This window comes from Pseudarthrobacter sp. Hb11 (assembly GCF_059383655.1).
The window spans coordinates 48,337-61,634 of sequence record NZ_JBWZCM010000015.1; the positions used below are offsets into that span (position 1 = coordinate 48,337).

Consider the following 13,298-nt stretch of genomic DNA (forward strand, 5'->3'; position numbering starts at 1 on the left):
CATGCCTTCATATGATTCCATCGTCGTTGGCGAAGACTGGATCAGCGAGCACTACTTCACCACAGACTCCACGAAGGAGTCCTTCCAATCTGAAGTGCTCAAACTCCGCAAGCAATGGGACGAGCAGGCCAAGGAAGGCCATGAGTCAGTGCTTAAACGCTTTCTTGGCGAACGCGGCACGTTCCAGGTTGAAATTGCGGAGCTTCTCGAAGAGCCAAGCAAGACATCGGCTGTCTATCACAAGGTGCGTGAGGCGCTTGGGTTTAAGGGCACGACGGCGGATCTCACCGCCGAGCGGGCCGGCACCACCCTGCAGGTGCCGAACGTGTGGAAATCCCACAACGGAGACGTGCTTTTCCTCGAGAGTCGTCCCGTCGAGTCCGTCGAGGACCTTCTGGATTCGGCCAAGGCTAAGATGTTGGCCCCCGCCTTCATCGATGACAAAGAAGCGGCGCTATCTGCGCCGAGACTCGTCTCCGAGCTCTACCGCGCCGACGAACCACCGCAATTTATCGTGGTTTTCGGGGGGCGGTGGCTCCTGCTGACGGAGCGGGAACGCTGGGCGGAGGGACGCTATCTCGCCGCGGATCTTCTGCTGGCCTGCGAACGCAATGACACCAAACGCGGCGGCGAGCTCGACCGCGTCCTCGCCATCTTCGGCCGTGAATCGTTGCTTCCGGACGCCAGCGAATCCATATGGTGGAAACAGATCCTTGAAAACTCTGTGAAACACACCATCGGCGTTTCCAAGGACCTCCGAGAGGGTATTCGCCTCTCGATCGAAATCATCGCAAACGACGTGCTCCGCCGCCGCCAGGCTCAAGATCTTGCGCTGGGCGAGGTCGACGGCCAGATCCTTGCCCGACAGTCGCTGCGCTACCTCTACCGGATCCTGTTCCTGCTATACGCCGAGGCATCACCGGAGATGGGTGTCCTTCCTGTCGGCTCAGGCGAATATTCCGAGGGCTACGGGTTGGATCGCCTCCGCCAACTCACTCTCACCCCGATCAACTCACCTCAAGGCCGGTCGGGAACCCACTTCTATCAATCCCTCAAGACACTGTTCGACTTGGTGGATCAAGGCCACCATCCGCGAGTCTCGGTGGGTGGGCCTGTCCCGGTGCCAGGCGCCGAAGGCCTTCACTTTGACAGCCTCAAAGCAGACCTCTTCGACCCCGAGGCCATAGTAGAAATTGACCAGGTGGGGTTAAGCAACATCGCGCTGCAAAAAGTACTTCAGCATTTGCTCCTGAGCAAAGAAGTCAAAGGCAAGGACCGAGGCTTCATTTCCTATGCCGAACTCGGTGTCAACCAGCTGGGAGCCGTGTACGAAGGACTGATGTCGTACACCGGAACCATTGCGGGGACTGACCTTTACGAAGTGGCGAAGGATGGTGACTCATCCAAGGGCTCGTGGGTAGTGCCAGTCGAGCGATCAGAGTCCGTAGAGCGCAAGCATTTCGTGATGACCACCAACGAGCTCACGGGAGAACCCGAGCCCGTCCTCCACGAGCAAGGAACGTTTGTCTTCCGCCTCGCCGGGCGTGAACGTCAGCAATCCGCGTCCTACTACACGCCGGAAGTGCTCACCCGATTCGTCGTGTCTCAAGCCCTTGAAGAGCTCTTGGACCAAGACGGCAAGAAGACGACCGCGGACGAGATTCTCAAGCTCACGGTTTGCGAACCAGCTCTCGGCTCCGGCGCGTTCGCCATCGAGGCTGTTCGGCAGCTGGCCGACGAGTACTTGAAGCGAAAGCAGAAGGAGCTGGACGACCAAATTCCGGCTGAGGACTACGCCGTTGAATTGCAAAAGGTGAAGGCTCAGATTGCCCTGCACCAGGTGTACGGTGTGGATCTGAATTCCACGGCCGTAGAGCTGGCGGAAGTCTCGCTCTGGTTGGACACGATGGTCGCGGGGCTCCAAGCGCCGTGGTTCGGATTGCACTTGCGGCGTGGCAACTCCCTGATCGGGGCCCGCCGGGCAACATACTCTCGAGGGTCCGTGAACGATAAGTCGTGGCTCACGAGCAGCCCAGCGGAGGCGCCGCTCTCTGGCCTCGCCGATGTGATAGCTGAGGGGACTGATGATCCCAACGTTGTCGGGCGAATCCACCATTTTCTGCTGCCCGCAGCCGGCTGGGGTGCAGCGTGTGAAGCCAAGGAGGTGAAAGACCTCGCTGGTGAAGCGCAGAAGGAACTTAAAGCTTGGCGGAACCGGGTCAAAGGGAAACCGTCCAAGACCCAAGTGGACCGATTGGTGAACTTGGGACGCCGGGTGGAGACTCTTTGGCAGTTCTCCTTGCGTCGACTCCAAGTGGCCGAATCGGAGGCTCGGCGGCCAGTCGACTACTTCGGTAAGCGGGCAGCGGCCCAGGCTGATGACAAGCCGGTGTCGCGCGCAGAAATTGAGGAGAAGCTGGGCGACCCAAATGGGGCTACTCAACGGCTGCGCCGAGTAATGGACGCCTGGAATTCCCTCTGGTTCTGGCCAATCTCGGAGGCGGCTTCCCGTGGAATCAAGCCGCCAACTCTCGACGAGTGGATCGCCGGGCTTGAGTCGATTCTGGGGCTCCAGGCGAAGGACTCGAAAATGGTGGGTCAGCAGTCTCTACTTGCCGGAGCATCATGGAATGAACTCAACAAGGCTGAGGAAATTGAACTGAGCTTTGCCGGGGCGCTGGAAATTTCAGAGGTCATCGAGACGATTCCTTGGCTGCAAATTTGCCAGGAAATCGCGGCTGATCAGGGATTCTTTCACTGGGAGCTGGACTTTGCTTCTGTGCTAGCCCGCGGAGGGTTCGATCTGCAGGTAGGGAACCCGCCGTGGGTACGTCCCGACTGGGACGAAGACTCGATGATGGCGGAACACGATCCATGGTGGCAGCTTGTGTCGAAACCGACCCAAGCGGAGAGAAACTCACGCCGTGCCCTGGCTCACGCGGATCCAGCGCAGATTGAGTTCTTGTGTAATCAGGCGGGAAGTATTGTCGCAACGCGGGAGTTCCTCACAGACGTCGCAGCGTATCCAATCGTCAATGGATTGCGGCCGGATTTGTATCGGTCATTTATGGAGCGAACTTGGAGGTCGGTGTCGCAGCTCGGCATCGTCGGGCTCCTTCACCCGGAATCGCACTTTACGGAAAAGAAGGCTGGAAGCCTCCGAGCAGAAACCTATCGACGACTTCGTAGGCATTGGCAGTTTGTAAATGAATTGTGTCTGTTTGAAATAGATCATCATGTGTCATATGGGGTCCACATATACGGAAGCCGACACGATATGCCTGCTTTTAAAATGGCAGCTTCTCTTTACCATCCCGAGACGGTGGCGCGATCCGTCAATCACGACGGCTCAGGTGCCGTCCCGGGACTTAAAGATCTTGACGGCAACTGGGACCAGCGCCCTCATAAGGAACGCGTCATACACGTGGACGAATCTATTCTCAAAGTCTGGGCGGACATCCTAGAGGAGCCAGGGACACCACCGTTCGAGGCTCGCATGGTGTATCCGGTGAATGTTGACAGCTCCAGGGTACTTGAAAAGCTTTCCAAAGCTCCACGCGTTCGGGAACTTGGGTTGGAATACTCCGCTGGTTGGAACGAGACCACAGACCGAAAGAAGGGATTTTTCGAAATCGGTTCTGCCGTACCGGGGAGTTGGAATGACGTAATTATCCAGGGACCGCATTTCACTGTTGCGACCCCGTTCGCCAAGGAGCCGAATCCGACAATGAAAAATAACTTGGATTGGTCTGAACTGGACTTGGAGACGTTGAGCGAGAATTTCGTCCCGAGAACCAGTTACCAGCCAGCAGGTGACCGGCGCGCTTATGATAACGCCTACAGCCATTGGGGCAAGACCCCCGAACGATTCTCGGCGAGGAATTTCTACAGACTCGTTTGGCGAGAGATGGCTTCTCTCACGGGAAACAGAACTCTTCACTCAAGCATCTTTCCTCCCGGCCCCGCCACCATAATGACAGCCTTCAGCTATGGGGGTCCTCAAACACCCGAGTTGGATCTCATCCGATTGGCTGCCGCCTGGTCCTCAATACCCGTCGATTTCCTGGTCAAATTGGCTGGAGTCGGTCACTTGAAGACAAATTTCACTGATCAATTGCCGTTCCCCGCACCGCATCCACTCGACCATGAACTGGTCGTCCGTCTAATGCGGTTGACGGCTCTCACGGATGCCTATGCGCCTTTGTGGAGCCGCTTGCATACGCCCGATTGGAACGCCACATCGTGGGTGGGTGGTCGCGCCCGGCACAACCGTCCTGAATTGGGCGACACAGTCCCGGCCTGGAACCCTTCGCAGCCGCTGCGGATCGCCGAGGACAGACGACAGTCGCAGTTGGAAATTGACGCATTGGTTTCCGTCATGTTTGGACTGTCTGCGGAGGAACTCGGTTCCATGTACCGGACCCAATTTGGCGTGTTGCAGGGTTATGAGCGGACGGATTTGTACGATGCCAATGGGCGCAAAATTCCAGGAGAAATCGCTCGACTTTACAGGCAGCGGGACGGTGACCTAGGCATTGAAGAATGCACTGCGACCAATGCGGCGGGAAATACGTACACCTACGAATTTCCCTTTGTGAGCTTCGACCGTGAGAGCGACATGCGGCAGGCGCACGCGCTTTTCACGAAGCTGATGGAAGAGAAAGACTGATGTCGGAGCTTCTGCCCACATTCCAGGCTAATGATCTTCGTCAGGGACTCTCGGATTACCTAACGACCACCTTTGCCCTCACAGACAATGAGGCGCGCGGGGCCATCCAGACATTCCTTTCGGACTCGGACAGCGGGCTGTTCAAGGGACCGTATGTTCGATTGCGGCTTCCCTTCAAGTCTGCGGCAGATGGATGGCGGGAAGCCCTTGACTGGCATCTGACTAAGTTCGAACCCTACGGGCACCAGGCCGCAGCGTTCAAGCGGCTGTCTTCGAAGAGCGTCTCGGCAGGCGAGGTTTCGACAGGTTCGTCCGCAGTCGCTACGGGCTGCCGGCGCCCCCTGCCGACCATGGTCACAACAGGCACCGGCTCCGGTAAGACCGAGTCCTTCCTGATCCCGATCATCGACCATGTACTCCGGGCGAAGAGGAACGGCGTGAAGGGCATGAAAGCCCTGATCCTTTACCCGATGAACGCGCTGGCCAACGACCAAGCGAAGCGCCTGGCAGAGATGCTCTCCGCTCACCCTGAACTCAGCGGGATCACTGCCGGCATCTACACCGGCCAGAATGACGAGCCTCGCACCAAAGTCTCGGCTGCTGGTCTGATCAACCAGCGCGACATCTTCCGCAGTGAAGCGCCCGACATCCTGCTGACCAACTACAAGATGCTGGACATGCTCCTGCTCCGCCACCAGGATGCAAGCATCTGGGAGCAGTCGGGAACATCGCTGCAGTACGTGGTCCTCGATGAATTCCACACCTACGACGGTGCCCAAGGCACCGACGTGGCAATGCTCCTCCGCCGGCTGGGTTTGACTCTCAAAAGCCACTGGCCAGCGGATCTCACTGATTCGCCTTTCGGCCTCACCGAGGCCGACAGGAAGCGCCCACTGGGCCGTGCTACGCCGGTGGCTACCTCGGCGACGCTTGGCGGCAAGGGCGATCCTGAAGCAATGCTGCGGTTCGCCGAGACAGTTTTTGGGGAATCCTTCCCGCAAGATGGCGTGATCACCGAAGCGCGGCTCAGCTCGGATGAATGGACCGCATTGGGTTCTGCCACCAATGCTCCCAAGTCAATCATCGAAATTGCGGACCAGCTGCACGAACTGAACGACAAAGTTGAGGCCCTGGGGGCAGCAGCAGACGGCGGGTCGAACGCCGCCGTCATGCGTGTCATTGCGGACGCACTTTTCGGCAGCCAGCCCGACGACCTCCTCGACGCCGTACGGACGCAACCTCTCACAGTGGCCGTCCTGCAGCACGCTACTGATGCCGTCTCGCTGCGGGAGCTTGCGGAGAAGGTCTTCGGAGGCTTCAGCGCCAGCGGAGGTCCGCGCGAGCAGGCCGCCCGCCTGGAGGAACAGATCGAGTTCCTAAGCCACTTCATCTCTTTCCTGAGTCAGATCCGCGCAGCCCATGGCCGCTCGGCGCTGTCCGTGGAGGTCCACATGTGGATCCGCGAGCTCTCCCGGATCGATAAGGCAGTCGACGCCACCAGCAGCTTCCGTTGGTCCGACGACGGCGTCCAGCAGGACGGCGAGCTGTACCAGCCAGCCGTGTACTGCCGGCACTGCGGACGCTCCGGCTGGGGCGTCATGCTTGGGCCCACAGGCAATGACCTGGACCTGGATGACACAAAGATCCGTGTCGGCAAGTTGACCGGCAGCGGCCGGTTCCGCGCCCTGCTGTACGCACCGGGCGAGGCCGACAAGGTCCTCTTCAAGGGCACCGATGAGGCCAAGGTCGAAGGCTTGCGATGGTTTGACTCGAAGAATCGCCAGATCCTGTCCGATGCCCCTAATGGAGAGGACATCGACCTGCTGGAGGGCCGCATCCTTCCAGTGCTGATGCTCATCGGGCTTGAGGCAGACGACGACTCCAAACGGGACACGTGCCCGGCGTGCCAAACCGTGGACGGTATACGTTTCTTGGGAAGCGCTATTGCGACGATGCTGTCCGTCACGATCTCGAATCTGTTTGGATCACGGGGCCTCAATTCCAATGAAAAGAAGGCCCTAGTCTTCACAGACAGTGTCCAAGACGCGGCGCACCGGGCCGGTTTTGTCCAAGCGCGGTCGCACACCTTGTCTCTGCGCTCGGCACTTCGCAACGCGTTGGACGGGGAAACCACCCTGGACGACTTGGTCAATGCAGCAATATCCAATGCAGAGACACCTGTGGCGAAATACCAGTTGATCGCGCCGGACTACGTTGACCGTGAGCAGTTCCGCGCTTTCTGGAAGCCCGGCGCCAGTGCCACGGAGCGGCGCAAGGCCACGAGCAACGCCAAATCCCGACTCCTTTTCGATGCATCGCTGGAGTTCGGCCTGCAGTCCCGCGTCGGTAGGACGCTCGAACTCACCGGCAGCGTCGTGGCCGAGACGGACGCTGGTTCGCAGGCGCGCATCGTCGCCCTGGCTCAAAAGGCTATTAATTCCGTTCAGCAGCAGACCGCGCTTGACGGACACACGCCGTCGGCCGAGGATCTAACCTTCTGGGTCCGTGGCGTACTCGAGCGCATGCGCATTCGCGGCGGCGTCCACCACAAGTGGTTGGACCCGTACCTGAAGAAAGACGGCCACAGGTGGCAGGTCTGGGGCGGCCGCCGCAAGTCTGAAGGCATGCCCGCCTTCCCGCCGGGCCGCGCGGCCCCTGCATTCCCCCGGATTGGTCCGCCAGTCAAGAACTCGGACAACTTGGATCCGGTCACATCCACTGCCTCCTGGTATGCCCGTTGGGCCTCCCGATGCCTCTCCACAGCCGCTGCGGACGGGGCGTTCCTGGCCAAGGCTCTCTTCAAAGAACTGCTGGATGCTGGCGTACTGGGGTCCACGAAATCGGAGAGCGGGGCAGAGATTTTCTGGATTCCCCCGGAACGCCTCGTCCTGAAAGCACCCTCGAGCGAAGACCTTGCTGCCAAGCGGCATTTCCTCAGCTGCGATACCTGCAAGGTCCAGACCCCTGGCACGGAAACAGTCATGGGCCAGCTGAACGGTGCGCCATGCATGTTCATCCGCTGCCCGGGTACTCTCCAGCGTGCATCCGGCGAGGACAATTACTACCGCTCGCTCTACCGCTCAAGCGACATGAAACGCGTGGTGGCCCGCGAGCACACCTCACTGCTCGACGACAAGACCCGACTGGACTACGAATCCAAATTCAAGTCGGCCACCAATGACCCCCAGGCCCCCAACGTTCTGGTGGCGACCCCCACCCTGGAAATGGGCATCGACATCGGAGACCTTTCCTGCGTGATGTTGGCCTCCCTGCCGTCGTCCGTGGCGTCCTACCTGCAGCGTGTCGGCCGCGCGGGACGCCTCACCGGCAACTCGCTGGTGCTGGCCTATGTCAGGGGCAGGGGCGAACACTTGCCCAAGCTTCACGACCCGCTGTCCGTCATCAACGGCGAGGTGCGCCCGCCTGCCACGTTCCTGGACGCCGAAGAAATTCTGCAGCGCCAGTACACCGCGCACATCGTCGACCGATTCGCCCGCGACGCCGGCCGCCCGCACCCGCAAAAGGCGACGGCGGCACTCGGCAGCGCGGACAAAGGCACCTTCCTCGGTGATCTCATTTTCGAAGCTTCCGATAATGCCGAGGAGTACCTGGCGGAGTTCCTCTCTCAGTACGGGGATCTTCTGGCAGACTCCACCGTTGCTTCCTTAAGGGCTTGGGCGACCCCGCAGACCGATGGGGAGTCCAGCCCCATGGCCCGCCATCTGGTCCGCGCCGCGCGCCTCTGGGAACAGGACGTGGCCGAGCTCGAGGCCCGACGCAAGGAGATCGACAGTCAGCTGCCCGAGCTTGAGGAACGCGCCAAATCCAATGCTGCAACGGCGGACGATTTGCAGGCCCCGAAGACTGCCTATGCCACGCTCAAGCTGATCTCTTTTCAACTGCACGAGCTGCGCGGCGACTATTGGATTTCGGTCCTGGAAGAGTACGGCGTGCTGCCCAACTACACCTTGCTGGATGACTCCGTCAGTCTGGACGTTGGTCTGACTTGGCGAGATGTGGACACCAATGAGTTCCTGACGGACAGCATCAGCTACCAGCGGGGGGCATCGATAGCACTGACCGAGTTGGCTCCCGGGGCGACGTTCTACGCCCAGGGTCTTCAGGTCAAGATCGACGCAGTGGACCTGGGCCCGCAACAGAGCCATATCCAGAAATGGCAGATGTGTCCGTCCTGCGGCTGGGCGAACACCGAGGTGGACGCCAAGGGGCCGGTCACCGCCTGTGCCCGTTGCGGAACCGGCGCCATCGCGGACGTCAGCCAGACGTTCGACGTCGTCGTGATGAAAAAGGTCTCCGCCGAGGTCAGAAGGGACGAGGCCGGCATCGGGGATCGCAGCGACAACCGCGTCAAGGAAAGTTTCAACGTGGTCGTGGCCGCGGACATTGACCCGGAACACGTAACGAGCCAGTGGTTCCTGGACGGCATCGATTTCGGGGCGAAGTACCTTCACCGCATGGAGCTTCGCTGGCTGAATCTCGGCCGGACGGCCTCCAATGCGGCCACCCGGGTTCTTGCTGGCGAAGACGTGAAGGCGCCGCTGTTCCGGGTGTGCTCTTACTGCGGTAAGCAGGACCAGTCCGCCAAGGCGAACAGCTTCGATGAGCACAGGTTCTGGTGTAAGTACCGTAAAGCGTCTGAGGAGAACGTCAAGGACGTTGCGCTCGCACGTACGCTCACCACCCAGGGTGTCTCGCTGCGCCTGCCCACGGCGGCCGTGATGGGCGACGATTTCGCGGTGCCCAGCCTCACCGCTGGCCTGCTGCTGGGCCTGCGTACCGTGCTCGGTGGCGCTCCTGACCATATCGACGTCGTCAAGATCAATGAACCGCTCGACGGCGGCGAAAGCGCTATTTCCCTTCTGCTCCATGACAAAGTGCCCGGTGGAACAGGTTACCTGGCCGAGTTCGCGGAGCCGGAGAAGGTCTGGAATCTGCTTTACGCTGCGTGGAACGTGGTGCGGAACTGCAGCTGCAAGAACGAAGAACGGCTGGCCTGCCACAACTGCCTCCTGCCATTCGCACCCCCATGGCTGGTAGACAAGGTCTCGCGCATCACGGCACAACGGCTGCTGGCTGACATCCTCTTCAGCGGCAAGGCACCGGACGAAGGTGAGCAGTCGCCGTCGTTTGATCACTGGAAGACCACCACCGTGCCGCCGGCAGCCGGCCTGAACCCGGAATCCCATCTGGAACTGAAATTCCGGAGGGCTCTGGTGGAGCGCCTTCAGACGCTAGGTGCCCAAATCAAAGTGACGCCGGCGCTGCGCGGGGACCGGTTGGAATTCCGACTTCCCGGCGGCAAACACAAGTGGTGGCTGGAGCCGCAGGAAGACATTCTGGGAACCCGGCCGGACTTTGTCCTCATGGCCCAGGACCCTAATATCCCTAAGATCGCCATCTACACGGATGGTCACTACTTCCACGCGTCCAGCACCCACAACCGCATTGGCGACGACGCCGGTAAGCGCGCCAAACTGCGCGAGGCCGGCATCATTCCATGGGGCATTACGTGGGAAGACGTTGACGCCTTCGGTAAGGGGGCCACATCGTTTCCGGCCTGGCACAAGCAAGACCGCGTTCAGAAAATCCAAGCCCAGTTCAGTCTCAAGCCGGGGCTGCTGGACCTCATTGGCGTCGACGCCATGAGCCAGCTGTGGGCCTGGATACAGGATCCCGCCCAGCCGGATTGGGAGCGCTTCGCCGAGGTCGTTCCTCTGATGCTGATGGAGAAGCCGTTCAAGTCCACCGCCGACAGCGCTGCCGAGCGTGCCTTGGAGGCGCTGATCAGCGAAGACGCTACGCCTGAGGCTGGCCAGGACAATTGTTGGCAGTACAGGTACGGGGCCTTGGTGCTGTCGGCTGGTGCCAAGTCTCTCGACGCCAAAGGCTTTGTCGTCGGGCTATACCTCGACGACCGCGCGGAGGCCGTGGCGGATGACGGCCACCACCTCTATTGGCGGGAATGGCTCCGGCTGTCTAACCTCATGGCCTTCAAACGGTATGGGCTGAAGATCGGCTCCGTCGACATGGTGTCCGTCGCTATCGAGGTTGCTCTGCCCCCGGAAGCAGCCGCTGCTGCAGCGATTCCGCCTGAATGGCAGGAAACTCTGGATATGGCAACCGACGACGAGAGGCCGTTGCTGCTTGAACTTGCCTCAATCGACGGTCTTCCCGTTCCCGAGCTCGGATTCGAGCTGCCAGACGGCAGTGTTGTCTCGATTGCATGGGAAGAACTCAAGGTGGGTGTCTTGCTGGACGGCGAGGACCCGCAGGCACTAATCGACGCGGGATGGACCGCCGTAGGTCCGGATGCCGCAGACGTGGCCAATTCGCTCAGCGTGATGGAAGGTAAGTAATGCCGTTAGTAACGTGGATGAAGAGCAAGTCCAAGCTTGATGGATCTCTGAAACCGAAAATCTACAACTTCTTGGAAAAGCTGCAAGAAGACGACACGGCACCGGGCCTACACATTGAACCGATGATCAAGCCGAAGGACCAGCGAGTCCGGACTGGCCGCGTAGATCTGAACTATAGGGCCGTCCTCTACCGTCTGGACCCGGCGGGTGAGCCGCATTACATCTACATCGGGGCGTGGCCGCACGACGAGGCCATAGAGATCGCCCGCTCCAGCGTGCTTAAAGTCAACCCGGTCAATGGCGTATTGGAACTGATCAAAGACTCGGAACCCGACACAAGTGAGGGCGAGCCCGGCGGCACGACCGTGATCAACCCGCCCATCGATATTCCTGAGGCCGAGCCGGGCTTTGTGAACGGGCTGATTGGTGCCGGCTATACGCCTGAGTACTTGGTGGAGGACCTCGGCATCGACCCGGAGGTCGCCCGGCGGGCAGTGGCTGCGCGTTCACTCGAGGAGTTCTCGGCGGTTGTGGACAATGCACCCGAGTGGCAGGGCATCGCCCTGATCGACCTGGAGGCCGGAAAGTCCCTGGCTGAGGTGAAAGAAGAGCTCGGGCTCGGCCAGTACGTCGAAGATGAGACGAAGTCTGAGGACGAGAAGATCCAAGAGGCGTTGGAACACCCCGCATCGAAGATCCAGTTTGCGTTCATTGGCGAAAACGCGCAGGAACTGAAGAACATCATTGAGTTTGGTGACTTTGAAGCGTGGCGAACGTTCCTGCACCCGGAGCAGCGGCAGTATGCAGAGAAGAGCCGCAACGGATCGTTTCGCCTGTCGGGTGGAGCAGGGACGGGTAAAACTGTCGTTGCTCTGCACCGCGCCAAAGTCCTCGCCGACGCGAAGCCGCCAGCGCGAGTCATTCTGACGACGTACACAACCACCTTGGCAGAATCGTTAGCCACGAATATGGCCAAGCTCGACCCTGCCTTGGCAGTGTCGACGAAGCTGGACCAGCCGGGCGTCTGCGTAGCCGGTATAGATTCGTTAGCCTCTCAGATCTGGTATGCAGCATCCGCCGACGAACGATCGGCTGCGCTGAACACGGTATTCGGCGCGGGGGACCAGCAGACGACCAAGCGGACGGACAAGGACGCTTGGGACTTCGCCGCTGGATCCGTGGACCATGGCCTGGAACCGACACTCGCCAACGCCACGTTTCTGGAGCAGGAATACCTCTCTGTGGTACTAGCCAACGGGGTAACCACCAAGGACGAGTATCTAAAAGTTTCGCGCGCCGGCCGCGGCACTGCCCTGAACCGACCAAAGCGGATTTCCGTGTGGCGGATCATCGAGGCGTATCGACGCTCCACCCGTATGGAGGACAAGGCCAGCTACGCGGAGATTGCCGCCCTCGCTGCTGCTGCTCTGAACCACCGTGCCTCCAACGGGGGATCGCGGCCCGCGGACCACGTCATTGTGGACGAGGCGCAGGACTTCCACGCAGGGCACTGGCTCTTGCTGCGGGCCTTGGTCGCCGAAGGCACCAATGACCTGTTCATCGCTGAGGATTCCCACCAGCGTTTGTATGGCCAGAAGGTGCCACTGTCCCGTTTTGGCATTCACATTGTCGGGCGCTCCCGCCGTCTGACGCTGAACTACCGGACGACGGCGCAGAACCTCGCCTTCGCTGTGAAACTGCTCTCCGGGGCGGAGTTCCACGACATCGAGGATGGCGAGGAGAAGTCCAGCGACTATCGGTCAGCACGCAGCGGCCCGGAGCCGGTTCGCCAGGGCCTTGAGTCGCTCAACAGCGAGCTGGACCTCGCTGCCGAGCATATTCGGCGATGGCAGGATGAGGGAACTGACGGTGCGTCAATCGGAATCCTCGTCCGGGCAAAGCATCAGCAGGCCCAGGTGGTCAGCAGCCTGAACGAGCGTGGAATCCAGGTCCGATCGATCGAAGCAGCGGCAGCGGACGGCAGCGAGCCTGTGGTCATGACAATGCACAGGGCCAAAGGCATGGAGTTCGCAAAGGTCATCCTCTTCGGAGTCAGCGACTCCAGCCTTCCTCAAAAGCACGCCATTCAGGGCCTCGCGGATGCCGAGCGTGAGGACGCATTGCTGCGGGAGCGGTCGCTGCTCTACGTGGCAGCAACCCGCGCCCGTGACGAGCTCGTGGTGACGTGGAACGGGAAACCGTCGGAGCTGCTTGGTACAAAGTAGCCTCAGTACTTTCAAGGCAATTCACTA

At 60.3% G+C, this 13,298-nt stretch carries 3 protein-coding genes; all 3 read left to right on the top strand.

What is annotated here, in order from left to right; genetic code table 11:
- Position 1 precedes the first annotated feature (1 nt).
- The 3 genes from AC50X7_RS16695 to AC50X7_RS16705 all read left to right on the top strand — a co-directional run bounded on the left by AC50X7_RS16695 (position 2) and on the right by AC50X7_RS16705 (position 13,271).
- The gene (locus AC50X7_RS16695) at positions 2–4,669 is read left to right on the top strand and encodes an Eco57I restriction-modification methylase domain-containing protein (RefSeq protein ID WP_494980040.1); all 4,668 of its coding nucleotides are present in this window, start codon (positions 2–4) and stop codon (positions 4,667–4,669) included.
- Positions 4,669–11,046, top strand: coding sequence for a DEAD/DEAH box helicase (locus AC50X7_RS16700; protein WP_494980041.1), 6,378 nt, complete (start codon positions 4,669–4,671; stop codon positions 11,044–11,046). Before AC50X7_RS16695 ends, AC50X7_RS16700 begins: the two co-directional genes overlap by 1 nt.
- Positions 11,047–11,168: 122 nt before the next feature.
- Entirely contained in the window at positions 11,169–13,271 is a 2,103-nt protein-coding gene (locus AC50X7_RS16705) for a 3'-5' exonuclease (RefSeq protein WP_494980042.1), read from the top strand.
- The last annotated feature ends 27 nt before the right edge of the window (positions 13,272–13,298 follow it).